This window comes from Natronococcus jeotgali DSM 18795 (assembly GCF_000337695.1).
GTDB classification, from domain to species: domain Archaea; phylum Halobacteriota; class Halobacteria; order Halobacteriales; family Natrialbaceae; genus Natronococcus; species Natronococcus jeotgali.
The window spans coordinates 24142-49450 of record NZ_AOIA01000153.1 but is presented as its reverse complement, the minus strand read 5'-3'; the positions used below and the strand labels follow the sequence as shown (position 1 = coordinate 49450).

At 67.7% G+C, this 25309-nt stretch carries 28 protein-coding genes and 1 tRNA gene; 14 read left to right on the top strand and 15 right to left on the bottom strand.

Annotation, left to right across the window (positions count from 1 at the left end):
• Positions 1–97 precede the first annotated feature (97 nt).
• The 6 genes from C492_RS18270 to C492_RS18245 all read left to right on the top strand — a co-directional run bounded on the left by C492_RS18270 (position 98) and on the right by C492_RS18245 (position 7585).
• Complete coding sequence (locus tag C492_RS18270; protein WP_008426316.1) at positions 98–2329, top strand: bacterio-opsin activator domain-containing protein; 2232 nt, start codon at positions 98–100, stop codon at positions 2327–2329.
• A 256-nt stretch (positions 2330–2585) separates the two neighbouring features.
• Positions 2586–4559: an acetate--CoA ligase gene (gene acs / locus C492_RS18265; RefSeq protein WP_008426315.1), complete on the top strand. Its 1974-nt coding sequence runs from the start codon at positions 2586–2588 to the stop codon at positions 4557–4559.
• A 67-nt stretch (positions 4560–4626) separates the two neighbouring features.
• Positions 4627–5076: a DUF4212 domain-containing protein gene (locus C492_RS18260; protein WP_008426314.1), complete on the top strand. Its 450-nt coding sequence runs from the start codon at positions 4627–4629 to the stop codon at positions 5074–5076.
• Positions 5073–6812, top strand: a complete 1740-nt coding sequence (locus C492_RS18255) for a sodium:solute symporter family transporter (protein ID WP_008426312.1) — start codon at positions 5073–5075, stop codon at positions 6810–6812. Before C492_RS18260 ends, C492_RS18255 begins: the two co-directional genes overlap by 4 nt.
• Before the next feature lie 3 nt (positions 6813–6815).
• Positions 6816–7277: a universal stress protein gene (locus C492_RS18250; RefSeq protein WP_008426310.1), complete on the top strand. Its 462-nt coding sequence runs from the start codon at positions 6816–6818 to the stop codon at positions 7275–7277.
• Positions 7278–7360: 83 nt separating this feature from the next.
• The gene (locus C492_RS18245; protein WP_008426309.1) at positions 7361–7585 is read left to right on the top strand and encodes a hypothetical protein; all 225 of its coding nucleotides are present in this window, start codon (positions 7361–7363) and stop codon (positions 7583–7585) included.
• Positions 7586–7620: 35 nt separating this feature from the next.
• Here C492_RS18245 and C492_RS18240 read toward each other — a convergent pair whose 3' ends face one another.
• Positions 7621–7848 (bottom strand): hypothetical protein, encoded by a 228-nt coding sequence (locus tag C492_RS18240; RefSeq protein ID WP_008426306.1) that lies wholly within the window; start codon positions 7846–7848, stop codon positions 7621–7623.
• A gap of 133 nt (positions 7849–7981) precedes the next feature.
• On the opposite strand from C492_RS18240, the gene C492_RS18235 reads away from it, so the two are divergent.
• The gene (locus C492_RS18235) at positions 7982–8530 is read left to right on the top strand and encodes a tRNA (cytidine(56)-2'-O)-methyltransferase (RefSeq protein WP_008426304.1); all 549 of its coding nucleotides are present in this window, start codon (positions 7982–7984) and stop codon (positions 8528–8530) included.
• Between the two features lie 160 nt (positions 8531–8690).
• Here C492_RS18235 and C492_RS18230 read toward each other — a convergent pair whose 3' ends face one another.
• Positions 8691–9350, bottom strand: a complete 660-nt coding sequence (locus tag C492_RS18230) for a hypothetical protein (RefSeq protein ID WP_152424947.1) — start codon at positions 9348–9350, stop codon at positions 8691–8693.
• Between the two features lie 124 nt (positions 9351–9474).
• On the opposite strand from C492_RS18230, the gene C492_RS18225 reads away from it, so the two are divergent.
• Genes C492_RS18225 through C492_RS18215 form a run of 3 tightly spaced genes read left to right on the top strand, consistent with a single transcriptional unit; the run spans position 9475 to position 11445 of the window.
• On the top strand, positions 9475–9999 hold the full coding sequence (locus tag C492_RS18225) for a transcription factor TFIIE subunit alpha (RefSeq protein WP_008426300.1): 525 nt from the start codon (positions 9475–9477) through the stop codon (positions 9997–9999).
• Complete coding sequence (locus C492_RS18220) at positions 9999–10670, top strand: DUF2110 family protein (RefSeq protein WP_008426298.1); 672 nt, start codon at positions 9999–10001, stop codon at positions 10668–10670. The genes C492_RS18225 and C492_RS18220 overlap by 1 nt, the downstream gene beginning before the upstream one ends.
• A gap of 1 nt (position 10671) precedes the next feature.
• A complete protein-coding gene (locus C492_RS18215; RefSeq protein ID WP_008426296.1) occupies positions 10672–11445 on the top strand; it encodes a DUF5803 family protein in 774 nt (257 codons plus the stop codon).
• Positions 11446–11469: 24 nt separating this feature from the next.
• Here C492_RS18215 and C492_RS18210 read toward each other — a convergent pair whose 3' ends face one another.
• The 9 genes from C492_RS18210 to tatA all read right to left on the bottom strand — a co-directional run bounded on the left by C492_RS18210 (position 11470) and on the right by tatA (position 19258).
• On the bottom strand, positions 11470–12183 hold the full coding sequence (locus C492_RS18210; protein WP_008426294.1) for a DUF7289 family protein: 714 nt from the start codon (positions 12181–12183) through the stop codon (positions 11470–11472).
• On the bottom strand, positions 12180–12632 hold the full coding sequence (locus C492_RS18205) for a DUF7266 family protein (RefSeq protein WP_008426291.1): 453 nt from the start codon (positions 12630–12632) through the stop codon (positions 12180–12182). Before C492_RS18205 ends, C492_RS18210 begins: the two co-directional genes overlap by 4 nt.
• An 11-nt stretch (positions 12633–12643) precedes the next feature.
• Complete coding sequence (locus tag C492_RS18200) at positions 12644–13129, bottom strand: hypothetical protein (protein ID WP_008426289.1); 486 nt, start codon at positions 13127–13129, stop codon at positions 12644–12646.
• The gene (locus tag C492_RS18195) at positions 13123–13764 is read right to left on the bottom strand and encodes a DUF7288 family protein (protein WP_008426287.1); all 642 of its coding nucleotides are present in this window, start codon (positions 13762–13764) and stop codon (positions 13123–13125) included. The genes C492_RS18200 and C492_RS18195 overlap by 7 nt, the downstream gene beginning before the upstream one ends.
• On the bottom strand, positions 13761–14225 hold the full coding sequence (locus tag C492_RS18190) for a DUF7287 family protein (protein ID WP_008426285.1): 465 nt from the start codon (positions 14223–14225) through the stop codon (positions 13761–13763). Before C492_RS18190 ends, C492_RS18195 begins: the two co-directional genes overlap by 4 nt.
• Before the next feature lies 1 nt (position 14226).
• Positions 14227–16224, bottom strand: a complete 1998-nt coding sequence (locus C492_RS18185) for a type II secretion system F family protein (RefSeq protein WP_008426284.1) — start codon at positions 16222–16224, stop codon at positions 14227–14229.
• Complete coding sequence (locus C492_RS18180) at positions 16221–18263, bottom strand: type II/IV secretion system ATPase subunit (RefSeq protein WP_008426283.1); 2043 nt, start codon at positions 18261–18263, stop codon at positions 16221–16223. The genes C492_RS18185 and C492_RS18180 overlap by 4 nt, the downstream gene beginning before the upstream one ends.
• A gap of 601 nt (positions 18264–18864) precedes the next feature.
• Positions 18865–18937: transfer RNA gene (locus C492_RS18170), tRNA-Arg, on the bottom strand.
• 15 nt (positions 18938–18952) lie between these two features.
• Positions 18953–19258, bottom strand: coding sequence for a twin-arginine translocase TatA/TatE family subunit (tatA, locus tag C492_RS18165; protein ID WP_049893178.1), 306 nt, complete (start codon positions 19256–19258; stop codon positions 18953–18955).
• A gap of 354 nt (positions 19259–19612) precedes the next feature.
• On the opposite strand from tatA, the gene C492_RS18160 reads away from it, so the two are divergent.
• From C492_RS18160 to C492_RS18150, 3 genes are all read left to right on the top strand, one after another.
• Positions 19613–19837, top strand: coding sequence for a hypothetical protein (locus C492_RS18160; RefSeq protein WP_008426280.1), 225 nt, complete (start codon positions 19613–19615; stop codon positions 19835–19837).
• 103 nt (positions 19838–19940) lie between these two features.
• The gene (locus C492_RS18155) at positions 19941–20420 is read left to right on the top strand and encodes a redoxin domain-containing protein (RefSeq protein ID WP_008426279.1); all 480 of its coding nucleotides are present in this window, start codon (positions 19941–19943) and stop codon (positions 20418–20420) included.
• Positions 20421–20462: 42 nt separating this feature from the next.
• Positions 20463–21278: an HD domain-containing protein gene (locus C492_RS18150; protein ID WP_008426278.1), complete on the top strand. Its 816-nt coding sequence runs from the start codon at positions 20463–20465 to the stop codon at positions 21276–21278.
• Between the two features lie 5 nt (positions 21279–21283).
• On the opposite strand, the gene C492_RS18145 is transcribed toward C492_RS18150, so the two are convergent.
• Positions 21284–21502: a helix-turn-helix domain-containing protein gene (locus C492_RS18145; protein WP_008426277.1), complete on the bottom strand. Its 219-nt coding sequence runs from the start codon at positions 21500–21502 to the stop codon at positions 21284–21286.
• A 115-nt stretch (positions 21503–21617) separates the two neighbouring features.
• Between C492_RS18145 and C492_RS18140 the strand changes: the two genes are divergently transcribed.
• Positions 21618–21812: a XapX domain-containing protein gene (locus tag C492_RS18140; RefSeq protein ID WP_008426276.1), complete on the top strand. Its 195-nt coding sequence runs from the start codon at positions 21618–21620 to the stop codon at positions 21810–21812.
• 24 nt (positions 21813–21836) lie between these two features.
• Here C492_RS18140 and C492_RS18135 read toward each other — a convergent pair whose 3' ends face one another.
• The 3 genes from C492_RS18135 to C492_RS18125 all read right to left on the bottom strand — a co-directional run bounded on the left by C492_RS18135 (position 21837) and on the right by C492_RS18125 (position 25308).
• The gene (locus C492_RS18135) at positions 21837–23141 is read right to left on the bottom strand and encodes a 5'-deoxyadenosine deaminase (RefSeq protein ID WP_008426275.1); all 1305 of its coding nucleotides are present in this window, start codon (positions 23139–23141) and stop codon (positions 21837–21839) included.
• A gap of 65 nt (positions 23142–23206) precedes the next feature.
• A complete protein-coding gene (locus C492_RS18130) occupies positions 23207–23395 on the bottom strand; it encodes a hypothetical protein (protein ID WP_008426274.1) in 189 nt (62 codons plus the stop codon).
• A gap of 71 nt (positions 23396–23466) precedes the next feature.
• Positions 23467–25308, bottom strand: a complete 1842-nt coding sequence (locus C492_RS18125; RefSeq protein WP_008426272.1) for an FAD-binding protein — start codon at positions 25306–25308, stop codon at positions 23467–23469.
• Position 25309: the final 1 nt, after the last annotated feature.

The window sequence follows — 25309 nt, the reverse complement described above, 5'->3', positions numbered from 1 at the left end:
CCAGACCTGGCCACAGCTCGAGGGGAAAGCGGAGTATCAGTCGCTTACTCGACCGGTGCCGATACAGTTATTTTCGCGCGTTCAAAATACTCGAAACGTGAGTCTCGAGGAGCCCGAACCCGAGTCCGCCGCGCTCTCACGCGAGGGGTACGAGTCGCTTCTCGACGCCGCCGAAACCTACCGGGAGGCGCTCGTCGTCCGCTGTTGTGGCGAGGTCGGGCTCCGCCCGGCCGAACTCGCGGACGTGACTCCGGGGGCGATCGACCGGGTGCGGACCGACCCGCCCCGCTACCTGCTCCGACTTTCCGGCTCGCGGGTCGCGTATCTCCCGACGTCCCTCGAGCGGGAGCTGCGGCGGTACGTCCGGAGCAACGGGATCTCGAGCGACGAGCCCGTCTTTTCGGTCTCGGCCCGACGGCTCCAGATGCTCGTCGCCGAGGTCGCCGAACGCGCCGGCGAGCGGTTCGACGAGCCGACCCTCGCGTCGGTCTCGACGGAGGACCTCCGGCGGTACTTCCTCGAGACCGCGCTGATCGACCGCGGAATCAACCCGCTGGTCGTCAAGCGGGTCGGCGGCTGGAGCAGCTTCGAGGCCCTCGAACCCTACCTCTCGAGTCCGACCGACGACGAGATCGTCGAGGAGTTCGCCGCCGTCGAGGCGAACCCGAACCCCGACTCGGGCGGCGAACGGACGGTGAGCGACGGGAGCGTCGTGCGGTCGCTGCTGACCGCGAGCGACCGCTGCGCGCTGGTCAGGCTCGAGTCCGACGGCTACGTCGATCGGTGGAACCGCAGCGCCGAGTCGACGTTCGGTTACTCCGCCGGCGATATCGTCGGCACCCACGTCTCGGCGCTGTACGCCGACGAGGCGGTCGAGCGGGGTCTGCCCGGCCGGGCGCTTACCCGCGCCCTCGAGGAATCAAACTACGAGGGCGACGACTGGTTCGTTCGCGAGGACGGGAGTCGGTTTCGCGCGGTCGCGGTCGTCACGCCGCTGCGCGACGACCGACACCGCTCCCGGGGGTTCGCCCTGCTGGTCTGTGACGTCTCGCAGCACCACGAGCGCCTCGAGGCGGTTCGATCGGATCGCGAGGACCTCGAACGGACGTCCGACGTCGCCGCCCGCCACCGAGCGCTGACGGACGCGCTGCTCGAGGCGACGAGCCACGAGGAAGTCGAGACTGCGACCTGTACCGTCCTCGCCGACGGCCGAACCTACGACGCCGCCTGGATCGACCGGACGACCCACTCGGACCGCCGCGGCGAGTGGCGGACGGCCGGCGGGCTCGAAGCCGACGAGGTCGACCGACTCGTCCCCGACGAGTGGGGCGAACCGCGGTCCTCGGCTCGGGACCGGCGTCCGAACGGAACGGGCGTTTCGGAGAGCGACGACCCGGGAGACGGGATCGCCGAGGCGACCGGAACCGGGGCGGTCGCGGTCGCGACGGGGATCGAAGCGACAGTTGCGGACGGCTCCTTCGCGGGTCGCGTCGCGGCCGTCCCGGTGTGGTACGGCGACACCGTCTACGGGCGGTTGACGGTCGCGACCGAGCGCGCGGCGGCGTTCGACGAGACGGAGCGAGCCTGGCTCGAGACGATCGGCCGACAGGTCGGATACGCCGTCGCCGCGATCCGCCGGCGCAACCTTCTGCTGTCGGATCGCGTGGTCGAACTCGAGTTCGTCTGCCGGGACGAGGACTCCTTTTTCGTCGAGACGAGTCGACGGTTCGACTGTCGCGTCGAACTCGACTCGCTGGTACCGCTCTCGGATTCGACGCAGCTGTACTACGTCCGCCTCGAGGGAGCGTCGCCGGCCGACGTCTTCGAGCGCGCGGAGGCGGTTCCCGGGATCGACGACTGTCGGCTCATCGAGACCTACGAGGACGCCTGCCGCCTCGAGTTCGTCGTCGAGGGGTCCTCGCCGACGCTGACGCTGACCGAGTACGGCGTCACCGTCCGCGAGGCGCGCTTCGAGGAGGGAACCGGAACGATCGTCGCCGAGTGCGCGGCCGACGCCGACATCCGGACGATCGTCACCGGACTCCGGTCGGCGTTTCCCGACTCGGAGCTGGCCGGCAAACGCGAGACCGAACGCCCGGTCCAGACGGGTCGGGAGTTCCGGGAGGGGCTCGAGGAGCGACTGACCGACCGCCAGGAGGCCGCCCTGCGTGCGGCCTACTCCGGCGGGTACTACGACTGGCCCCGCGAGAGCACGGCCGAGGAGATCGCCGACGCGATGGGCGTCTCCTCGCCGACGCTGCACAGCCACCTCCGCAAGGGTCAACGCGAGCTGTTGCGGACCTTCTTCGACGATCCCGCCGACGAGTAGCCGTCGACGATCGACGAACGGATCGACGACGAGAACCTAGATCTTTAGCGTCCCCTCGCAGCCCGCCGATCCCGTCGCGCGGTCGCGACCGCCGCGTCGGCGGACGTCCGGATCGAACCGCCGATCGACGCTACTTCCACACTATATTTGGTGAAAATAGAACTGTCGCCACCGCGTTCCGCGGCGTTTGGAGGGATCGTTTTGTACAACTAGAGGCAGGCTTTACTATGGCTGTTGTTCACTGAGTGGTTGTACCATGTCACAGGACGACGTTAGTCTCGAGGCGCGGCTCGAGGAGCAGGACACCTTCGAGCCGCCCGAGTCGTTCGTCGAGCAGGCGAACGTAACGGACGAGGGGATCTACGAGGAGTTCGAGGAGAACTGGCCGGAGTGTTGGGAGGGGGCAGCCGATCTGCTCTCCTGGGAGCGGGAGTACGACACCGTCCTCGACGAGGGCGAGGCGCCGTTCTACGAGTGGTTCTCGGGCGGGGAGCTCAACGCCTCCTACAACTGCGTCGACAGACACGTCGAGTCGGGCGACGGCGACCGAACCGCCGTCGAGTGGGAGGGCGAACTCGGCGAGACCCGCTCGTACACCTACGAGGAGCTTCTCGAGGAGGTCCAGGCCGTCGCCGCGACGCTCCAGGACCTCGGCGTCGAGGAGGACGACGTCGTCACGCTGTACATGCCGATGATCCCGGAGCTGACGATCGCGATGCTCGCCTGCGCCCGCATCGGCGCGCCCCACTCGGTGGTGTTCGCCGGCTTCTCCGCCGACGCGCTCGCGACCCGGATGAACTCCGCTAACAGCGAGTACCTGCTCACCGCCGACGGCTACTACCGCCGCGGCGACGCGCTCGATCACATCTCGAAGACCAACGAGGGCCTCGAGGACGTCGACCACGAGACGACGACGGTCGTCGTCGACCGCCTCGGCGACGACCTCGACCACTCGCTCGAGGACGGCCAGCACGACTACGAGGAGCTGGTCGCCGACAACCGCGGCGAGACCGTCCAGCCCGTCACGCGGGACGCCGAGGACATGCTGTTCCTGATGTACACCTCGGGGACGACGGGCCAGCCCAAGGGGGTCAAGCACACGACCGCGGGCTACCTCGCCTACACGGCCTGGACCTCCCAGGCGGTGCTCGACCTCGAGCCCGGTGACACCTACTGGTGTTCGGCCGACATCGGCTGGATTACGGGCCACTCCTACATCGTCTACGGGCCGCTGGCGCTGGGCACGACGACGGTGATGTACGAGGGCACCCCCGACTATCCGGACAAGGACCGGTTCTGGGAGATCGTCGAGAAGAACGAGGTCGACGTCTTCTACACCGCGCCGACCGCGATCCGGGCGTTCATGAAGTGGGGCAAGGAGTACCCCGAGAAACACGATCTGTCCTCGCTGCGGCTGCTCGGGACCGTCGGCGAACCGATCAACCCCCGCGCCTGGAAGTGGTACTACAAGCACATCGGCAACGAGGACTGTCCCATCGTCGACACCTGGTGGCAGACCGAAACCGGCGGCCACATGATCACCACGCTGCCGGGGGTCAACGAGATGAAACCCGGCTCCGCCGGACCCGGCCTGCCCGGCGTCGACGCGCGGATCGTCGACGCGCAGGGCGAGGAGGTCGACGCCGGCGAGGCCGGCTACCTCACCGTCCAGAAGCCGTGGCCCGGAATGTTGCGCACGCTCTACCGGAACGACGACCGCTTCATCGAGGAGTACTGGGAGGAGTACTCCGACCCCGACGCCGACGAGTGGGTGTACTTCCCCGAGGACGGCGCGAAGATCGACGACGACGACTACATCACCGTCCTCGGCCGGGTCGACGACGTGATCAACGTCTCCGGCCACCGGCTGGGGACGATGGAGATCGAGAGCGCCATCGTCGGCGTCGAGGGCGTCGCCGAGGCCGCCGTCGTCGGCGGCGACCACGAGGTGAAAGGCGAGGCCGTCTACGCCTACGTCATCACCGAGGACGGCTACGAGGGCGACGACGACCTCTCCGAGGAGATCATCGAGGGTGTCGTCGACGCCATCGGCCCGATCGCAAAGCCCGAAGAGGTCGTGTTCACGCCCGAACTCCCCAAGACCCGTTCGGGCAAGATCATGCGCCGCCTGCTCGAGGACATCGCCAGCGGCAACGAACTCGGTAACACGTCGACGCTTCGCAACCCCGAGGTCGTCGACGACATCCAGCAGCAGGTCGAATCGAACTGACGAGTTCCCTCCGAGGGGAATTCTTCGAACACCGAAAACACGTGGTCGACACGCGACACGCGCGACTATGTCAGAGAAAACCAACCACGACACGGACGACCCCCACGACATCGCAACCGACGGCGGACTGAGCGATGTCGAACGAGAACAGCAGATCGACTATATGGACGTCGAAATCAACCTCCTGAAGCCGGCGACACCCTTCATGCGGGATCACCTGCGGATCATCTGGACCGGCTTCGCCATCTGGGTGTTGACGACGTTCGCGCCGATTACGGCGACGCGTCTCGCACCCGACCTCATGACGAGTCAGATGCCGCTGATCGGATTCCCGTTACACTACTTCTTGCTCGCGATCGTCGGGCCGGGGGCGGCGCTCGTCCTCTCGGTCTGGTACGCGCGCAAGCGGGATCAGATCGACGACAAGTACGGTATCGAACAGGGCGTCGTCGAACCGGAGACGACCGATTCCGTCCCGGACGACGCGGCAGCAACTGACGGAGGTGTCGACGAATGATCGACGGCGCTCCGTTGCTGGCGGATCTCGCGGCCGGCGCGACGGACGGAATCGTGTTGCAAACCGACGAGGGACTGCTTCCGGAGGGGCTCAACGTCTCGTTCAAACCCATCCCGTCGGTCATCGTCATGGGTATGATGCTCCTGTTCATCGTCGCCGGCTTCATGTTCAAGGTCGCCGACACCGACGACATGTGGGTCGCCGGCCGTTCGATCGGGAACATCGAGAACGGGATGGCCATCGGGGCCAACTGGATGTCTGCGGCGACGTACCTCGGCGTGGCAGCCACCGTCGCCATCTCCGGCGTCTACGGGCTGGCGTACGTCGTCGGCTGGACGACGGGATACTTCATCCTGCTGATCTTCATGGCCGCCCAGATGCGTCGGTTCGGGAAGTACACCGCACCCGATTTCGTCGGCGATCGCTTTAACTCCGACACCGCACGTGCCCTCGCGGCCATCACCACGTTCCTGATCGGGTTCGTCTACGCGCTCGGACAGGCCCGCGGGATGGGACTCGTCGGGATGTATATCCTCGGCGACTGGTCGGCGCTCACCGGCGGCGCGCTGTCGGCCTACCAGACGATGATGGTGGTGTTCATGGTGATCACCGTCGGGTACCTCTCGCTGTCGGGGATGCTCGGCGCGACCAAGAACATGGTCCTCCAGTACGTCATCCTCATCGTCGCGTTCCTGCTCGGGCTCCTCGTCACCGGCTGGTCGGCGGGGTACACGACGATCCTCCCCCAGCTCGAGTACGGGATGATGATCGACGGTCTCGCCGCCGAGTTCTCGGAGCCGTTCGCCGGCGGGAGCTACTACCTGTGGATCGCGACGTGTTTCAGCCTGGTCTTCGGGACGTGCGGACTGCCCCACGTGCTGGTCAGGTTCTACACGGTCAAAAACGAGCGCGTGGCCCGCTGGTCGTGCACCTGGGGGCTGTTTTTCATCTCGCTGCTGTACCTGAGCGCGCCCGCCTTCGCCGCGATCGGCACCGCGCTCTACGGTGAGGAGATCGGCGCCGTGTACGGCGACCCCGGCATGACCGGCGCCGCCGGCGACGTCCTCGTCGTGCTGGCCGCACAACTCGCCGAGTTGCCGTCGTGGTTCGTCGGCTTCGTCGCGGCGGGCGGGATCGCCGCGGCGGTCGCGACGACGGCCGGACTGTTCATCGCCGCCTCCTCGGCGATCTCCCACGACATCTACGCGAACATCATCAACGAGGACGCGACCCAGCGCCAGCAGGTGCTCGTCGGCCGCCTGAGCATCATCCTGATCGGCCTGCTCACGATCGTCTTCGCGATGAATCCGCAACAGCCGATCGCGGCTCTGGTCGGGTTCGCGTTCTCGCTCGCGGCCATCGTGCTGTTCCCGATGTTCTTCCTCGGCCTCTGGTGGGAGAACACGAACCGTCCGGGCGCGCTCGCCGGCATGACGACCGGGATCGTCGTCTGGTTCATCCCCATGTTCAACGAGGGGAACTTCGGCCTCATCGACGGCGGACTCGGCATCGACGTTATCGCGACGTGGATGCCGGCCATCGGGTCGGCGCTCATCGGGACGCCGATCGTGTTCGCGGTCACGATCGTCGTCTCGCTGGTGACCACCGAGCCGCCGCTCGAGACCAAACAGATGGTCAGGCAGTGTCACAGCCCCGACCCGATGCCGAAGGACAAGACGGCCGCCGACATCGTCGCCGAAAAGAACGGAAGCGGAAACACTCCCGCGGACGACTAACCGATGTACGAACGCATACTCGTTCCGACAGACGGCAGCAAGGTCGCTGAGGCAGCGGTCGAACACGCGATCGATATCGCCGAGCGCTACGGCGCCGACGTCCACGCGATATTCGTCGCCGACACCGACGCGATCGCGTACGGGCTGGGAACCGAACAGGTCGATCGGATCCGTCAGGGCCAGTTCGAGGGCATGACGGAACTTCGGGAGGACGCCGAGGAGGCGACCGGGTACGTCACGGACGCGGCCGAAGCCGCCGGCCTGACCGCCTACGAACGCCACGCCGGCGGCCAGCCCCACCGACTGATCGCCGACTACGCCGAGGACAACGACATCGATCTCGTCGTGATCGGCAGTCACGGTCGCTCGGGCGTCCGCCGGGCGCTGCTCGGGAGCGTCACCGAACGGGTGCTCCGGTCGACGCACGTTCCGGTGCTGGTCGTCGACTACGAGCCCGACGACTGAGCGGACGCAAGACTGAGGTTCCATCGAACCCACGCTCTCGACATGAGACGGCTACGATCCACGCACGCCGGAGGGCCGACGCGATGAGCGTCGTCGATCGCGTGCGCGAACACGTCGCCGAGAACGGAACCGGCATGCTGTACGACCTGCTGTTCGCCGTCGTCTGGGTCGCGCTCGTGAGCTTCCTGTTCGATTTCGTCTTCACGAGCGCGCCCACGTGGGCCTTCTACATGTTCATGGCCGCGGGGATCCCGGCGTACTTCGGGTTCTTCTTCTCGCTCGAGACGGCCAAGCGACAACGCGACTGAGCGAGTTCGCCTTAGGGGACTACGGCGGAACGGACTCAGTCGTCGCCCCTGGCCTCGATCGCCCGCCGTCGCAGGCGGAAACACAGGATGGCGGCGCCGCCGAAGATGATCGGCGTCAGCAGGTCCTGCGGCGATCCGGACAGGGCGGGAAACACGCTCATTCCGGCCATTACGGCGAACAGCAGCGCCAGCAATCCGGCGATCGGAACGATGAACCCGTCCGTGAACGTCGTCCACCCCTCGTCGTTCGGTTCGTTGCTCATACGCACCGTCGGCCGTGTGTTACCTAATAACTACGCGTTCCGACCGTGGCTCCCCGCCCGTTCGCAGGGACCTTCGGCCGGGGGCTGCGCGGAAAGCGAAACCCCCTAACCGTCGCCCGAACTCCTCGTAACCATGCACAACGATAGCGAGGTCGCCGTCCTCCGGCTCGGCCACCGGCCCGGTCGGGACGAGCGGATGACGACCCACGTCGGGCTGACGGCGCGTGCGCTCGGGGCCGACCGCGTCTGGCTCCCCGACAACGCCGGCCAGTCCCTCGAGACCGTCGTCGACATCACCGACCGGTTCGGCGGTCCCTTCGAGGCCGAACTGACCGACTCGCCCCAGGCGCGCATCCGGAACTGGGAGGGGCGGGTCGTCCATCTCACGATGTACGGCGAGCGGATCCAGGACGTCGAGGACGAGATCCGTTCGGCCCGGGAGGACGACGGGGAGCCGCTGCTGGTCGTCGTCGGCTCCGAGAAGGTTCCGTTCGACGTCTACGAGGCCGCCGACTGGAACGTCGGCGTCACCAACCAGCCCCACTCCGAGGTGGCGGGTCTGGCCGTGTTTCTCGACAGGCTGTTCGAGGGCCGCGAACTCGAGCGCGAGTGGGTCGACGCCGACCGCGAGGTGATCCCGATGGAAACGGGCAAGCGCGTCGAACCCGCCGAGGAGTCCTAGAGCAGCCCGGTCTCCCAGAGGACCGTCAGCACGGCGACGAGAATCCCGAGCAGTCCGGCGATGAGCGCCTTCCGCGAGTCGTCCATACCATCGGCGTGACACCGATCCGGCATATGCTTTGTCTCTATTCAATACGCAGTGAATTAAACCACCTCTCGAGCTACGGCTTGAGCGGGCCCAGCAGCCCCAGCGGTCGACGGAGTCGACGGCCGACCGCGCGGGCGATCGATCGGATCATTGCCGCCGTCCCGGTCTCCGACTCGTCGAGGACGTAGCCCGTGCCGACCCGCTCGAGCGGGCCCGTATCGCCGACGGTTTCGACGACGCGCTCGAAGTCCTCGTCGGGCAGTCCCGTTCGATCCTGTAGCTCCCCGCGCGACAGCGGGCGGCCGGCCTCGCGAAGCTCCCGGAGGACCGCCCAGCCGTGGGCCGAGACCAGGTAGTACTCGTCCTCGGAGAGGTCGTCGTCAGGGTCGCTCGAGCGGTCGATTCCGTGACGGAGGTCGTACAGCGAGTCGAGACAGAGCCACGCGGCGACGGCGGCGAGGACCCCGTAGACGACGGCACCGTCTCCGATCGCGAGGGAGGCGAATACGAGTCCGCCGACCGCACCGAGGACGACTCCGGCGGCGGCGTCCGGATAGTCGCGTGCGGTGCAGACGGCCCTGAGCGCGTCGAGTGCGACGAGTCCCGCCGGGATCGCGATCACCGAGCCCGCAGAGAAATCCGTCATAACCGCGAAAACGGCGAGGACAGCCGTGACTCCGACGACCGCTTTCGGATCGAGTTCGTCGCCTATCGCCGCTCGAAACGACGTCATCGTTCGGTCGTACGTCATATCAATCCATATATCTTTGTGGATCGCGGATACCCGAATCGGAGCCGTCGACTCGGTACGGCGTCGCTCAAAAGACTTAATGGGCCGATCGCGCTACGTGTAGGCAATGGCTTTTGAGGACCTGCTCGAGGATCCGGTCATCCAGAAGTACTTGCACGAGCTGGTCGGTCCCACGGGGATGCCCGTCGCGGCGGCGCCGCCGGACGGGGAAGTGACCGACGAGGAGCTCGCCGAGGAGCTGGATCTCGAGTTGAACGACGTCCGGCGCGCGCTGTTTATTCTCTACGAGAACGACCTCGCCAGCTACCGCCGGCTGCGCGACGAGGACTCGGGCTGGCTCACGTACCTCTGGACCTTCGAGTACGACAACATCCCGGAGAACCTCGAAGAGGAGATGTACCGGCTCCACGACGCCCTGGAGGATCGCCGGGAGTACGAGCGCAACCACGAGTTCTACCTCTGTGAGATCTGCTCGATCCGTTTCGAATTCGGCGAGGCGATGGACTTCGGATTCGAGTGTCCCGAGTGTGGCTCGCCGGTCGAATCGATGGACAACGATCGCCTGGTCGACGCGATGGACGACCGCCTCGACGCCCTCGAGGACGAACTGAACATCGACGCCGACGCCTGATGGTCGTACTCGCAACCAAGCTCTACGTCGAGGGCGACGCCCGCGAGCGCGCGACCGATTCGCTGCGCTCGCTGATCGACAACGAGATCGGCGGGCTCGACGTCGCGTTCGACCTCTCGATCCGGGACGACGACTTCCCCGAGGTCGCCCTCGAGGGCGAAGACGTCGTCGTCGCGGGTAACGTCCTCCGCGAGGAGTTCGGCGAGATCGGTACCGACCTCGAGCCCGGCGAAACCTACGTCGGGACGCTCGAGTCCTGGAGCGACGAGGGGTTCGTCCTCGACGCCGGCCGTCCGATCGAGATCCCGGCCGACGAACTCGGGCTCGGCCCCGGCTCGCCGACCCAGATCCGCGAACGGTACGGGCTGGTCCAGCACCTCCCGCTGCGGTTCGTCTACCGCGAGGACGAACCGCCCCGCCTCGCCGACGAGGAGCGCGACCACCTCTACGAGTGGACCCGCGGCGACGGTCGGCTCAACGTCAACAGCGCCACGCGTGCCGAGGTCCGGGCGACGCTCAACCGCGCGGGCCACGCGCAGGACTACGTCACCGTCGAACGCCTCGGTCTGCTCGAGCAAAGCGTGATCTGTACCGAAGGAACGGATCCGCCGGGCCTGCTCGCGAGCGTCGGCGAGTACCTCCCCGCGGAGCTGCGATGCGTCGTTCCCTAGCATGAATCGGCGGCTCGCTCTCGCGGCGATCGCGGTCGCGTTGCTCGCGACGACGGCCGGCTGCTCGGCGATCTTCGGCGGCATCTCCGACGAGGAGCTCGACCGCGACCAGGAGTACGACGATCTGCGGGACGGCGACGCCGACGTCGCCGTCGACGTCGAGAGCGGAAGCTTCCTCACCAGCGGCGAGTTCCGCGCGGTCTACGACCTCAACGAGACCGAGGAGCTGTCGCTGTACCGTTCGAGCCTCTACCGGGAGGAGGCCCTGGATGTCCACAGCGTCCGCTACTGGTATCCCAACGGAACCGAGGTGACTGGATCGGAACTCGAGATCGAGCAGGGTCGCTCGAGCACCGACGTCGCGGTGCCGGACGGAAACGGCACGCTCGCCTTCTCCGGGGACACCGGTAGTCGAACCTTCCAGCTGCCGGCGTACGTCTCCGGTTCCTACGAGGTGACCCTTCCCGCGGGGTATCGAACGACGAACTTCCTGTTCGGCGACGTCAGCCCCGGCGAGTACGAACGCGAGATCGTCGACGACCGGGAACGACTGGTCTGGGACGAGGTCGATAGTACGATCTCGCTTCGGTACTACCAGACCCGAGACGTTCCGCTGTTTGCTGGCCTCGTGGGAGCCGTCGTCCTGCTCGGCGGCGCCGGCATGCTCTACTACTACCGGAAGGTCCAGCGGCTTCAACAGCAACGCGAGGAGATGGGGCTCGACGTCGAACTCGAGGACGACTCCGACGACGGGCCACCGCCCGGATTGAAGTAGTCGACGCCGCCCCGTCCTCCGAACTCACGTCTCGATCGAGACGGTCGTCACCGTCAGCCGCAGGCGGTCAGCGCCGCAGCCGTCCAGTTCGTCCTCGACGTCGTTCCACGCTCGCCGGTAGTCGGTCTCGAGAGCCGACACGGCGACGTTCTCCTCGATTTTGTGCGTTTCACTGCTCCGGTTGGCGACTCGAGCCGTCACCGTCGTCCGCCCGCCGGTACGGACCGTCCGATCGCCCGCTTCGACCCGCACCAGCGAGATCGTCGCGGTCCCGCCGCGACACGACACCGTCGGTCGCGTTCGGAGTCGACTTCCCCGCTCGTCGGCTCGGATCACCGCGCCGCCGTCGTAGGCGACCGTTCCGGCCGCCGACCGGTAGGCGAGTTCCCCCAGCCGGATCGGTGCGCCGACAGGGTCGCCGTCGACCGCGACCGTGACCTCGGTCCCGCCGTTGGCGACGGTCAACTCGCCGTCGCCGAGCGCCACGGCGGCGACGCGTCGCTCGAGACCGCCGTATCGCGCGAGCGCGTCGAGCTCCGCCGCGAGGGTCGTCATCCCCCGTTCGGCCGCGCGGAGCTGCTCGGCTTCCCGGTGATCGTCGACGACCCCGAGTCCCGCGACCGACAGGACCCCGACCGCTGCGAGAACGAGCCCGAAGACGAGCACGAACGAGAGCACCTCCGAGACGGCCCTCTCGTCCGATTCCGCCCCGTCCGTTCCCGTTCGGGCGCGGATCACCGCTCGCTCACCTCGAGCGCGATCCGCCCGTCCGCGGCGACGACTTCGAGCGGTCCGCCCGGGACGGTCCCCGCCTCGAGGTCCGCCGCGGTCGAAACCGGGACGACGACCGCGACGTCGACGCCGTGGGCGTCCAGTCGGAGACAGCCCGTCCCGTCCGCAACCTCGTCGCACTCGGTCCGAACGGCGACGTCATACCCGCTTCCCGCGACCGTTCGAGGCGCGCCGACTCGAGCGACGGCCTGGTTCCCGCCGACGGCGATCCGATCCGCGGCCTCGATCTCGCCGGCTAGCTCCTGGCCGACGGCTTCGAGCGAGCGCTCGGCGGCCCGTTCCGTCTCGGCCTCGAGCGCGGTTCCGGCTCCGGCCAGCAGCAGTGCGATCAGCGCCGCCGAGATTCCGAGCGCGAGGACGTACGTAACGGTCATCGAGACCCCTCGCTCCGCCACCCGACCGTCGATCACGGCTCCCCCTCCGGACAGGCCGCCTCGATCGTTCGCGTCCGCTCGGAGCGCCGATTTGGCGCTTCGATCGTCGCGCGAACGGTCGCGTTTTCGACCGCGTAGGTATCGTCGCGGCGCGTTATGGAGACGTCCTCGAGCTCGAGTCCGATCTCCGTCGACGTCGCTCCCGTACGGACGGTTCGGTAGTCGTCGGCGAAGACGTCGAGTTCGGCCTCGACGACCCGCTCGAGCGAGTGAGGCGCGGTCGACGCCGACCGGTCGCTCGCGCGCTCGAGCAGGCAGCCGATCCCCCGCTCGAGCTTGGCCTCGACGACCGCCTCCTCGCCGGCGTCCGGGCTCGCGGGCGACGAGGCGACTCCGACCGTTCCCGCCGCGGCGACGAATCCGATCGCGATCACCGCCAGTGCGACCGCTCCGAACACCAGGAGCTGCCCCCGGTCGCGGGACGATCGACCGGGCCCGCGACCGATCGATCCTACCATACGGTTACGCGCACCTCCACGACGGCGTAGACGGCGCCGCCCCCGGCGGTCGGCGCGATCGGATACTCCTGGGTCTCGCGGGCCGTCTCGAGGTCGACGTGGTTCCCGTCCGCGGTCAGGCGGTCGCCCTCGAACAGGGTTACCGCGTAGCTCGCGGCGACAGCCTCGGCCGACGGCGACCCCTGGTCGACGAGCGTCGTCGTCTCGGGACCGTCTTCGTGGTGGGTGACGAGTTCGACGTCGTAGTTCCACCCGCGGTCGGCGAAGCGCGCCTCCAGGATCGCCCCGAGCGCGGACCGTTCGGCGAAAGCGTCTACCCCGTAGGTTCGTTCGCCGTCGCCGTCCGCGGACGGACGATCGGTACCGTAGAACGCGCTCCGGCCCGCTTCGGCGCTCCCGTTCCAGGCCGTCGCGTCGGGGTGCCAGCTTCGAACCGTCGCCGAGAGGTCGCCCTCGCCGGCGACGACGAGCGCGTCCCGGGTCTCCTGCTGGAGCTGCGACCGGGGAGTCCGATCGTCCGCCCCGTGGGACACGAGCGCCGCCGACTGCGCCGCGACCAGCAGCGCCGTCAGCAGAATCGTCGCGGCGACCGCGCCCTCGAGGGCGTACGCCTGTCCCCTGTCGGCTCCGGTCACGGGTACACCTCCACGACGAGTCTGTAGGCCGGATCGTCCGCCCCGACCTCGAGTTCGATCGATCCGTCGAGCGAGACGATGCGGGCCGCGCTCGCCGCGGGTCTGCCGTCGGGGGCGGTCGGCTCCGCCACGAGCGGGACCCCTCCGTCCGCGTGCTCGAGGAGCGATCCGTCGAGCCGCTCGAGGCGGACGCCGACGTCGTCGCCGACCCCCGGCGGACGCCCGGGGTCGTCGCCCTCGAGCGCCGCGACGACCCGCGCGCCGTCGAGTTCGTTGTGCGTCGCGAACTCGGCGAGGAACCGATCCGCGATCCGCTCGGCTCGCTCGCGCTCGGCGTCGGCGGCGTCGGACGGCGCGAGCGTCGGGAGCGCGGCGAAGACGAGCGCGACCGAAAGCAGGAAGACGCCGATCCCGACGGCGAAGTCCTGGGTCGTTTGCGCGCGGTCGTCCGCGGGCGCCACGTCAGACCACCACCGTCCAGCCGACGAGCGCGACCGTCGACAGCCCGAGCGCGTACTTGAGTCCGCTCACCGGCTCGAGGGTGCGGACGTATCCACACAGGAATCCGGAGACGATCGCCTGCAGCGTTACCGCGTGGAACAACAGGAGACCGACGACGTCGGCGCGAACGGCGCCGCCGGACGCGGCACCGGCGTTCGACGCCCGGATCTCGCCGAGTCCGGCCCCGGCCACCGAGTCGAGAAACCGCGTCTCGAGGATCGCGATCACGGCGAACACCGTCATGAAGGTCATGACGATGACGACGACCTGCATCCGGGTTCGCGATCTGCGCTCGCGCTCGAGTTCGTCGTGGATCTCGCTCGTCCGGGCGGCGGTCCGAAGGACCGGTGCGATCCGGTTCGACGCGGCCTGGCTCTCCGCGATCAGCCGCGTCGTCCTTGCCAGGCGGGGCGTCGGGTAGGCGTTTGCGAACTCGACGAGCGCCCGCTTCAGGTTCGTTCCGTAGTCGACCTTCCACCGTATCCGCTCGAGCTCCCGGCTCAGCCTGCCGGTTCCGGTCTCGGCGACCGACTCGATCGACTCGAGCAGCGTCAGCCCGGTCTCGTTCGCACTCGAGAGCTTCCACAGCTCCGCGGAGAGCGTCTCGAGGACGGCCCCGCGGCGGCGGACGTTCCACTCGTGGGCGAGCGCGAGCGGAGCGCCGACGACGTACAGCGGGAGGTAGGCGTAGACGGCGGTTCCGTAGAGGGGACGCTCGACCAGCCCGCTCCAGCTCGTCGGCGCCGACCCGCTCGCGACCGCGAGCGCGATGGCGCCAAGCGACGCGGGAACGGTGACCGCGAGCGTGTACGACGGGTTGTCCCGGAAGAACAGGTGGGGGCGACGCGCCGCCGTCGCGACTCGACGGATCCGCTCGCGGAACGCGATCCGCTCGAAGACGGCGTACTCCCCGGACCGGTTCGGCGCGCTCGGGCCGAACACGTCCCGTTCGCCGTCCGCGTCGAGGACGAGCGTTCCGTCGCCCGGGTCGTCGTGCGTAACCGTCGATATCAGGACGAGAAAGGCGATCCCGATCAGCGGGACCAGTCCGTAGACGGTCAGGTACAACACCTCGCTGGGCACGGCCGCGTTCGGAAGCAGCTGCATGACGACCGTGACGATGAGCAACAGCAGCGGGAACAGCGAGAGGGTCATGTACAGCTCGCCGAACAGCTCGAGAGTTTCGAGCGTGCGCTCCTGTTCGCCCTTCGCGGCTCGCTCGAGTTTCGTTCGCTTCTCCTCGAGGAACCGCTCGACGTCGCCCCCGCTGTCGAGGATCGAGAGCAGATCGGTCAGAAACCGGGCGAGGTCGTCGCTGGGCGTCTCCCGGGCCCGTCGACGGATCGCGGTTCGGTAGTCGCCGTCGGCGTAGGCCGCCTCCCTGTGGACGGTTCGATACTCCCGGGCGACCTCGCCGTAGGCGTCGTCGGCCCGCGCCGTCGCCTCGACGATCTCGAGGCGGTTCAGCCCGCCGACCGATAGGGCGTACATAAACGAGACCGCGTCGGGGAGCAGCATGTTGATCTCCCGCCTGCGCCCCGCAGCGCGCGCGTAGGGGATCGCCACCAGCGAGCCGAACCCGGCGAGAAACCCCAGCGTCCCGAACGCGAGCCCGGTAGCCGTCACGAGCGCAGGTACCTTGAGCGTCTCGACGATCGCGACGGCGGTTCGGTTCGGCAGCGAAACGCCGAGGAGCTCGCCGACGCCGACGACCCCGGTCCCGAACAGTCCGTAGCCGACGAGTACGCCCAGAACCGCCAGACAGAGACCGGCGACGACGCCGATCCCGATCGCCCGCGAGAGGTAGTGCTCGACGGTGGCGTCGATTCTGGCCTGGGCGAGCTTTCGCTCGAGGCGAGCGACGAACCGGCCGTCCTCGGCGAACGCGCGGGCGGACACCGGGAGGAACCGATCGCCCAGCGAATCGGCGCTCGGGAGCGACTCGGAACCGCGGCTCATTCCGTAACTCCGCTCCGGTAGCGGTCGAACAGCGACTCCTCGGCCCGCTCGAGCACCGTCGCCGCCGTCCGCGCCGTTCCCGCCGACGGTTCCGGTCGGGAGACGCGGTCCTCGATCGCCGGATCGACGTCGATCGAGACGCTCTCGAGCTCCCTGAGCGCCGGGAGCCGCGCCGCGAGTTCGCCGCCGGCGATCGCCGCGAGGAGCGCGTCGGGCTCGTTCATGTACGCCTGGACGGTCGCGGCGACGTCGGCGTAGGCGTCGATTCCGTTCGCGACGAGGTGGGCGAGCACCACCGTCCGCTCGAACAGTTCCCGCTCGAGGCGGCGCTCGCTCCAGCCGCGGTCGAACGCGATCTCCTCGAGGGTGCTCGAGGCGCCGACCCGCCGAAAGTCGTCGCCGTCGGGCTCCCACCGGTAGACGTCCTCGACGTTGATCTCGTCGCGCTCCGGATCGTAGCTGTTGATCTCGGTCAGCGACCGATTCCGCCGGACTCTGGTGCCGTCGACGCGGGTCTGGGTCTGGACCGCGACCAGGTCCAGCGCGGTGAACATCGTCTTCGAGACGTCGATCGGCGCCGTCGTGAACCGCTTGAGCACCTCGTCGACGGAGTCGGCGTGAAAGGTAGTGTGCGTGGTGTGGCCCGTCGACATCACCTGAAACAGCGTCCGCCCCTCCCGGCCGCGAACCTCGCCCATCACGATGTGGTCGGGGCGCTGTCGGAGCGTCGCCTCGAGCAGGTCGAACTCGTCGACCGCGTCCGCGCCGTCGTCGGCGAAGGAGGGGCGGGTTACGCTCGCGATCCAATTGCGCTGTGGCAACTCGAGTTCGCGGGTGTCCTCGATCGAGACGACCTTCGTGCCCGCGGGGATGAACAGCGAGACGGCGTTCAGGCTCGTCGTCTTTCCGGAGGCCGTGCCGCCGGCAAAGAGCAGGCTCTTGCGGTTCTCGATCGCCAGCCACAGTAGCGCCATCTGATCGATCGAGAAGGTGTTCCAGTTGACGAGGTCGACCGGGGTGAACGGCACGTCGGTGAACTGGCGGATCGTGTAGTTGCTGCCGTGGTCGGAGACCTCCCGGCCGAGCGTGAGCTGGGCGCGCGAGCCGTCGGGCAGCGTCGCGTCGACCTGGGGACGTCGCTTGCTGATCCCCGCGCCCGAGCGCTGGGCGAGCGAGACGACGAACTCGTCGAGCTCGTCGGTGCCGTGTCGGACGTTCGTGACGAGCTGTTCGTACTCGGCGTGGTAGACGAACACCGGCGAGTCGTAGCCGTCGCAGGAGACGTCCTCGATCGCGGCGTCGCGTTTGAGCCCGTCGATGCGCTCGTAGCCGACGAAATCCCGCGTCAGGTAGTACCGTAGCTTCTCGATCTGGTACTCGCTCAACGTCTCCGGATCGGCCTCGAGGATCGCCCGCTCGGGGCGGACCTCGGCGCCCTCGAGCCCGGCGTCGGCGTCGCGGCCGCCGGCTCCGAGGGCGCTTGCCACCCTACCGAGCAGTCCACCGCCGTCGGCGGGCTCTCGGACGAGGCCGTACCGCTCGAGCAGCCGCCGGAGCTCCGACTCGACGACCGACCGCCGACCGCCGTCGTCGCCCTCGGGGGACTCCCCGTCGGCGTAGGCGATCGACGTCCGCAGCCGCTCGGCGAGAAACGTCCGGAGCTCGCGCTCGATCGCGGTCAGGGACGGCTCGATCAGGTAGTACTTCCGCTCGTTCTCCCGCTCGGAGCGAAAAACGACGACGAAGGCGAACGGCTCGTTCACCCAGTACCGCTCGAGCTCCCGGAGGTGCGGTTTCTCCCCGTCGGGAACGGCGCGCTCGAGATCGTACCGGCTCGCGACCGTCGGCGTCCCGTCGTCGCGGGAGAAAAACGCCGCCTCGTCGACCCCGTCCCGGACGGAGACGGTTCGATCTCCGACGAGCGCCTCGAGCTCGCGCCCGCTTCGGACGCCCGCCGCGAGTCGGTCCTCGAGCGCGGACCGCGCCTCGCGTCCGCGGCTCGGTCGCCGACCGATCCGTTCGGTACCGTCGGTGTGCATGGCCCGACCCTCGCCGCCCGATAGTACAAAAACTCGCGGCCCGCGAGCGACGCCGCGCCGGACCGAGAGTCGCCGTCGCCGCGATCCGCGGGGGCTCTGGTACGGTCGTCAAACCGTCGATCCCTCGAGCGGTCGGATCAGCTCGTTCGCCGTCGACTACGGGGTTACCAGCGAAAATCTAGAGCGGGTAAGATGAAAACGATGGTGTGGTGTCCCCGTCTGTGGGTATCGAACGTAACTACCACCGCTACGTCGCTGAGCCGCGAACCGAGCCGCGGCGGTCGGTCGCACTCGCTCTCGAAACGGATGCGAGACCGTCGGTTTCGTCGTCGGACGGACCCGCGCTCGAAACGCGGCGGGAGTGACGGGACGCGGCGACTGCGATCGCGCCGGCTCCCGTCTCGAGTTCGCCCTCGCGAGTCGGTGACACGTCACCGCGCTCGGCTCGAGAACGGGCGTGGCGGGAGTGAGCGAACGCCTCGCGTTCGCGAGCTACGTCACGCTCGCGAGACGGAATTCGAACCACGGTCGTTTCGCTTCGCTTCACTCCCTGATTCGAACCCACCATGCCGGTTCGCTCGCCACCACGTGGCTCGCTGTACGGGCGTGACGGGATTCGAACCCGCGATCAGAAGGTTAGGAACCTCCTGCCCTCTCCGCTAGGCCACACGCCCCGTCGAAGAACAGCGTTAGTTCGGCTCCGTGTCGGTTTCGTCCTCGGTGGTCACGGGCTCCGTGTCGACGAAGTCGTCGTCGGTATCGCCGAACTCGTCGTCGCCGAGATCGTTGTTCTCGCCGTCGTAGCCCTCGCGCATCTCCTCGAGTTCCGTTTCGACCTTTTCACGCCCCTTCTGGAATTCGCCCATCGCCTCACCGGTCGACCGCGCCAGCTTCGGGATCTTGTTCGCCCCGAAGAGCAAGATGGCGATGAAAAGGATGATCAGTAGTTCCGGACCCCCTGGAATAGGGGCAAACAGCGGTGCGATTTCTACCATCTCTATCCGTGGCTTACGGGCTGGCAATTATAACCTTTTTGGACCGGACGGTAAATCCGCCCTCCTGGCGGTCAGAGCGGCGAAACGCACGTCTTCGGAGGAGATACAGTCTCGACGCGGCTGCGGCGAAGACAGTCCCTCGACCCGCATCGATATCTCCCCGAATCGCTCCCGAGTGGCCCCCCGGATCGTCGGTCGTCTCGCCGCAGTGTACGGACTCGAGTCCAATCGTCCGGGTTGCCGGTATCTATATATGTAAGAATTACTGATAGTAAGTTAGTGTGATGGGAACGAGGACGACCGCCGACGGCTCGCGATCGCACGAGGACCGACCCGGGACGAGAAAACGGGACGGTGATCGGCGTGGGTGAGTCGATCGTTCTCGAGTGGACGCCGCTGAACGCGTGCCGGCGTCGACTCGTCTTCGAACCGCGGGATCTCGGCGGGTGGACCCGAACCGAGGAGGAGCGACGGGACGAGGAGTGGCGAGTCGTGGATCGGGAGGTCGTCACCCACGTCGAACTCGAGAGTTCGGGTTCCGACGGGGATTCGGGCGTAACGACCTATCGCGGTCCGTAGCGGGAACTCGCCTCCCGCGTGGACCGATCGGTTCCCGAACGGCGTCGAACCTCCGCTTCCGGGAGCGAAACTGTCTTTCCGGTCTGGGCGTAAGTCCGGGGCGATGGTAGATACCGGAGACGCTGCGCCCGACTTTACCGCACCGCTCGCGAACGGGGACGTCGACTCTATTACGCTCTCCGAGCGCCTCGAGGACGAGGCGCCGATCGTCCTCGCCTTTTTCCCCGGCGCGTTCACGGGCGTCTGTACCGACGAGATGTGTACGTTCCAGGACCGACTCTCGGCGTTCGACGACGTCGACGCGACGGTGTACGGTATCAGCCGCGACACGCCATTCGCCCAGAACGAGTTCCGCGAGCAAAACGACCTCGAGTTCGGCCTCATCAGCGACCTGAACAAGGAGATCATCGCCGACTACGGCGTCGAAATGGACTTCGCGGACATGGGCGTCTACGGCGTCGCCAAACGCTCCGTCTTCGTCGTCGACGCCGACGGCGAGATCACCTACGCGTGGGTCAGCGACGACCCCGGCGTCGAGCCCGAGTACGCCGAAGTCGAGGACGCCGCGGCCGACGCGGCCTGACCTACCCGTAGTCCTTTTTAAGCCGGACCGCCTCGTGCGGGTATGAGCGATTCTTCGACCGACGAGCAGACGGGTCGTCTCTACGTTCCGACTGCGGACCACCATTTCCCCGACGAGAAGCTCAACCGCGTCCTCGAGTTTATCGACGAGGACGAGGAGATCCAGACCTACCTCGAGGCCCAGAACGTCAACGCCGTCGACCGAATGCGGTACAACGACCACGGCGTGAAACACATCGAGATCGTCCGCAACCGCGCGCTCTGTCTGTACGACCTGTTGAAGGCGGGCGACGTCGAGTTCAACGGCGCCAGCGAACAGGGGCTCGCGGAGGCCGACGAGGCGGTGATCGTCGCGCTCGCGGCGACGCTTCACGACGTCGGCCACGTCGTCCACCGCGACCAGCACGCCTACTACTCGATTCCCCTGGCCGCGGACATCCTCGATCGGGTGCTGCCGGAGTTCTACGACGTCGCCGAAACGGTCCGAATGAGAGGCGAGGTCTTGCACGCGATCCTCTGTCACCACACCGCCGAGACGCCCCTGACCACCGAGGCCGGCGTCATCCGCGTCGCCGACGCGCTGGACATGGAGCGGGGTCGCTCCCGCATCCCCTACGAACAGGGCGGGCGCGGCATCAACACCCTCTCGAGCCAGGCGATCAGTCGCGTCTCCCTGTACGAGGGCGACTCCCGCCCGGTGATGGTCGAAATCGCGATGACCAACGCAGCCGGCGTCTACCAGGTCGACAACCTGCTGAAGTCGAAGCTCCGCGATTCGGGCCTCGAGGACGAGATCCGGATCGTCGCCGTCAACACCAACGAGAACCACGAACAGCTGGTCGAACGAATCGAACTGTAGCGCTCTCAGGCGAGGCGGTAGCGGCCGTCGACCCGCTCGACGTAGTCGCGCTCGCGCAGCGTCCGCGCGACCGAGAGGAAGGCTCCTTTTTCGACGCCGAGCGCCGCGCAGACCTCGTCGGCGCTCGCGTTCGGCCACTCCCGCAGGTAGAGGTAGATCAGCTTCGCTTGCGCCGAGTCGAAGTCGTCGGGAATCGAAACCGTCGGTCGCGAGTCGAGTCGCATAGTTCACCATCCGTAGTTCGACGATATTAAAACTGAGTATCGTCGATCGTCGAACGGCTGTGCGGACCTCGATCGAGTCAGGATCCTTTTCCCGTCGCCGCTCGTTTCGGCCGGTATGAATATTCCGCTCATCGTTCTCGGCCTGTTAACCGGGGCACTCACCGGAGCCTTCTTCGCGCTCGTCGACGTTCCGATCCCCGCGCCGCCCGAACTCCCGGGGCTGATGGGGATCGTCGGGATCTACCTCGGCTACAGACTGGTCGAACTGTCGGGGGCGAGCCTGGACGCCCTCGAGTCGATCGGGCTCTAACGTCGACTGTCGAATCCGGTATCGTCAGGGAGCGACGTCCAGCCCGGCGGCGAACTCGCGGGCCCGCTCGCGGATCGCCGCGGCATCGGCGACGACGACCTCGCCGTCGCGCTGGAGGACCTCGCCGTCGACCATCGTGAAGGTCACGTCGTCGCCGTGGGCCGCGAAGGTCAGGTGCGAGAGGACGTCGTGGATCGGCGTCGCGCGCGTGAGGTCGGTCTCGAGGCCGACGATATCGGCCTTCCACCCCGCTCGGAGCTTCCCGACGCGGTCGAAGCCGGCGGCTTCGGCGCCGTTTACCGTCGCCATCTCGAAGACCGTCCGCGCGGGCAAGGCCTGGGGTTCGAGGCGATCGACCTTCTGTAAGAGCGAGGCCTGGCGCATCTCGGTGAACGGATCGAGCGCGTTGTTACACGGCGGCCCGTCGTTGCCCAGCGCGACGTTGATCCCCCGGTCGAGGTAGTCGAGCACCGGAGCGACGCCGCTGGCCAGTTTCATATTCGAGGACGGGCAGTAGGTGACGTTCGTGCCCGTCTCGGCGAGCACCTCCCGCTCGCTCTCGTCGGTCCAGACGCAGTGGGCCAGCACGACGTCCTCGCCGGTGAGGCCGACCTCGTCGAGCCAGTGGACGTTCCGGTAGCCGGTTTCTTTCTCGACGGTCTCGATCTCGCCGCGGTTCTCGCTGGCGTGAGTGTGGATCCGAACCCCGTCGTAGGCGTCGGCGAGCTCTCGACTGCCCCGCAGACAGGCCTCGGTACAGCTCACGGCGAAGCGGGGCGTCACCGCGTAGCGGAGCCGTCCGTCCGCCGCGCCGTGGTACCGCTCGATCAGCCGTTCGCTCTCGGCTAGGGCCGCGTCGGCGTCCTCGAGCAGCCCTTGGGGCGCCTCCCTGTCCATCAACACCTTCCCGAGTCGACCCCGGACGCCGAGCTCGCGGGCGGCCTCGAACGCTTCGTCGGCGTGGGCGACCGAGAGGTGATCGATGCAGGTCGTCGTCCCGCTCTCGATCAACTCGAGGTAGCCCAGCTCGGCGGCCGCGCGCATCTCCTCGGCCGAGAGCTCGGCCTCCATCGGCAGCACGTACTCGAACAGCCAGTCCAGCAACTCGGTGTCGTCGGCGATCCCGCGCCCGAGACTCTGGACCGAGTGGACGTGGGCGCCGACCGTGCCCGGCATGAGCACGTCACAAGCGTGGCGCTCGTGGTCCGGATACGTCTCGAGACACCGCTCCAGTTCCCCGACGGCGACGATCTCGTCGTCCGCGACGACGACTGCACCGTCCTCGATAACGGTGTCGGCGTCGGCGACGACGGTTCCCGACAGCAACATTCCCTCTCCCGGTAGCCGATCCAGCGGCTTATCTCTGTGGGTGTCTCGCCGCACGCTCTCGTCGCTCAGGAGGATCGCAACCGCATCGAAGCCCTCGAGAACACCCACGCGAAGCAGATCAGCCCGGTGAACGTGATGTAGGCGACGCCGAACGGTACCACGATCACCGGCAGGGAGTCGGCGAACAGGTAGCCCGCGAGGACCAGCGCCGGAATGAGAACGAGGTGCAATCGGACGAATCGCTCGAGTCCCATTACCTGAACCAACGGACGAGCGAACGTATAGCCCTGCTGGTCTCGATTCGAGCCGAAAAGGGACGGTTCGGTCAGTAGCTGCGCTCTTTGGGCTCGTAGGTTTTGTCCTGGCCCTCGAGGATGACGGGCCGGTAGAAGATCGACGGCTCGCCGTCGTCCCACGAGATCAGCGTGTGCTTGAGCCACTCGTCGTCGCGTCGCTCCTGGTTTTCCTGGCGCCAGTGGGCGCCGCGGAACTCGTTGCGCACCAGGGCGCCGAGCGCGATCGTCTCGGCGACGTCGATCAGGTTGCGCGTCTCGTAGGTCTGCTGGAGATCGGTGTTGAAGGTGCGGGAGGGGTCGTCGACGTAGACGTCCTGGTACTCCTGGCGACACTCCCGGATCACCCGCAGCGCCTTCCTGATCCCGTCGCCGGTGCGGAAGACGTTGACGTAATCGGTCATCGCCTTCTGGAGTTTCGCGCGGATCTGGGCGTGCTGGACGCCGTCGTCTTTGTCCATCAGACGGTCGACGCGGGCCCGTTCCCGTTCGACGGCGCGCTCGAGTAGGCCGTCGGCCTCGGCGGCGACCCCGCCACCGTCGGCCGCGACGCCGCTCGAGGTGTCGAGGCCGGCTTCGCCCGGTCTGACGGGCAGTTCCGTCTCGGTTTCGTCCTCGACGTCGTCGCCGTACCCCGTCCGGATCCGGGCCTCGCCGAGGTCCTCGCCGGCGGCGTGGCGGCCGGCGCGCTTGCCGAAGACGATCAGTTCGGGGAGGGCGTTCCCGCCCAGTCGGTTGCCGCCGTGGACGGAGACGCAGGCGCACTCGCCGGCCGCGTAGAGGCCGCCGATGTTGGTCTGGCCGTTCTCGTCGACGTCGATCCCGCCCATCGCGTAGTGCTGACCGGGCTTGACCGGCATCGGCTCGACGAGTCCGTCGACGCCCTCGAAGTCCTCCGCGAGGTGGAGGATGTTCTCGAGGCGGTCGAGGATGCGCTCCTCGCCGAGGTGGCGCATGTCGAGGTGGACGTACTCGTCCTCGACGCCCCGTCCCTCGCCGACCTCGGTGAGCTCGGCGCGGGCGACGACGTCTCGCGAGGCGAGTTCGCCCGAGTTGTTCGCGTAGCCGTGCTCGAACATGAACCGTTCGCCCTTCGCGTTGTAGAGGATCCCGCCCTCGCCGCGGACCCCCTCGGAGATCAGAACGCCCGTCGACGGCAGCGACGTGGGGTGGAACTGAATGAACTCCATGTCCTCGAGTGACGCGCCGGCGCGGTAGGCCATGGCGTGGCCGTCACCGGTACACGAGACGGCGTTCGTGGTGTGATCGAACGCCTGGCCGGGACCGCCGGTCGCGAGGACGACCCCGTTGTTGGCCTTGAACCCCTGGACGTTGCCCGACTGGACGTCGTAGGCGACGACGCCGTGACAGGAGCGGTCGTTGGGGTCGGCGGCGTCGTCGGTGACGAGGTTCATCACGTACCACTCGTCGTACACCTGAATCCCCCGTTTGACGACCTGCTCGTACATCGTGTGCAGCAGGTGGTGGCCGGTTTCGGCGCCGGCGTAGGTCGTCCGGGGGTAGGAGAGGCCGCCGAACGGACGCTGGGAGACCCGTCCGTCCTCCTCGCGCGAGAAGGGCATCCCCCAGTGTTCGAGCTGGATCGTCTCCTCGGGGGCGTCCTGGGCCAGGGTCTCGACGGCGGGGGCGTCGGCCAGGTAGTCCGACCCCTTCATCGTGTCGTAGGCGTGGAGTTCCCAGTCGTCGCCCTCCTGGAGGGCGGCGTTGATCCCGCCCTCGGCCGCGCCGGTGTGGCTGCGGACCGGGTGGAGTTTCGAGACGATCGCCGTGTCGGCGCCCGCCTCGTGCGCTGCGATTGCGGCCCGGAGGCCGGCGCCGCCGGCGCCGACCACGATAACGTCGTGTTCGTACATC

Coding starts and splice junctions, on each gene's coding strand:
- acs (WP_008426315.1), top strand. CDS start 2,586: ATGTCACAGGACGACGTTAGTCTCGAGGCGCGGCTCGAGGAGCAGGAC.
- C492_RS18260 (WP_008426314.1), top strand. CDS start 4,627: ATGTCAGAGAAAACCAACCACGACACGGACGACCCCCACGACATCGCA.
- C492_RS18255 (WP_008426312.1), top strand. CDS start 5,073: ATGATCGACGGCGCTCCGTTGCTGGCGGATCTCGCGGCCGGCGCGACG.
- C492_RS18250 (WP_008426310.1), top strand. CDS start 6,816: ATGTACGAACGCATACTCGTTCCGACAGACGGCAGCAAGGTCGCTGAG.
- C492_RS18245 (WP_008426309.1), top strand. CDS start 7,361: ATGAGCGTCGTCGATCGCGTGCGCGAACACGTCGCCGAGAACGGAACC.
- C492_RS18240 (WP_008426306.1), bottom strand. CDS start 7,848: ATGAGCAACGAACCGAACGACGAGGGGTGGACGACGTTCACGGACGGG.
- C492_RS18235 (WP_008426304.1), top strand. CDS start 7,982: ATGCACAACGATAGCGAGGTCGCCGTCCTCCGGCTCGGCCACCGGCCC.
- C492_RS18230 (WP_152424947.1), bottom strand. CDS start 9,350: ATGACGTCGTTTCGAGCGGCGATAGGCGACGAACTCGATCCGAAAGCG.
- C492_RS18225 (WP_008426300.1), top strand. CDS start 9,475: ATGGCTTTTGAGGACCTGCTCGAGGATCCGGTCATCCAGAAGTACTTG.
- C492_RS18220 (WP_008426298.1), top strand. CDS start 9,999: ATGGTCGTACTCGCAACCAAGCTCTACGTCGAGGGCGACGCCCGCGAG.
- C492_RS18215 (WP_008426296.1), top strand. CDS start 10,672: ATGAATCGGCGGCTCGCTCTCGCGGCGATCGCGGTCGCGTTGCTCGCG.
- C492_RS18200 (WP_008426289.1), bottom strand. CDS start 13,129: ATGGTAGGATCGATCGGTCGCGGGCCCGGTCGATCGTCCCGCGACCGG.
- C492_RS18185 (WP_008426284.1), bottom strand. CDS start 16,224: ATGAGCCGCGGTTCCGAGTCGCTCCCGAGCGCCGATTCGCTGGGCGAT.
- C492_RS18180 (WP_008426283.1), bottom strand. CDS start 18,263: ATGCACACCGACGGTACCGAACGGATCGGTCGGCGACCGAGCCGCGGA.
- tatA (WP_049893178.1), bottom strand. CDS start 19,258: ATGGTAGAAATCGCACCGCTGTTTGCCCCTATTCCAGGGGGTCCGGAA.
- C492_RS18155 (WP_008426279.1), top strand. CDS start 19,941: ATGGTAGATACCGGAGACGCTGCGCCCGACTTTACCGCACCGCTCGCG.
- C492_RS18150 (WP_008426278.1), top strand. CDS start 20,463: ATGAGCGATTCTTCGACCGACGAGCAGACGGGTCGTCTCTACGTTCCG.
- C492_RS18145 (WP_008426277.1), bottom strand. CDS start 21,502: ATGCGACTCGACTCGCGACCGACGGTTTCGATTCCCGACGACTTCGAC.
- C492_RS18140 (WP_008426276.1), top strand. CDS start 21,618: ATGAATATTCCGCTCATCGTTCTCGGCCTGTTAACCGGGGCACTCACC.
- C492_RS18135 (WP_008426275.1), bottom strand. CDS start 23,141: ATGTTGCTGTCGGGAACCGTCGTCGCCGACGCCGACACCGTTATCGAG.
- C492_RS18130 (WP_008426274.1), bottom strand. CDS start 23,395: ATGGGACTCGAGCGATTCGTCCGATTGCACCTCGTTCTCATTCCGGCG.
- C492_RS18125 (WP_008426272.1), bottom strand. CDS start 25,308: ATGTACGAACACGACGTTATCGTGGTCGGCGCCGGCGGCGCCGGCCTC.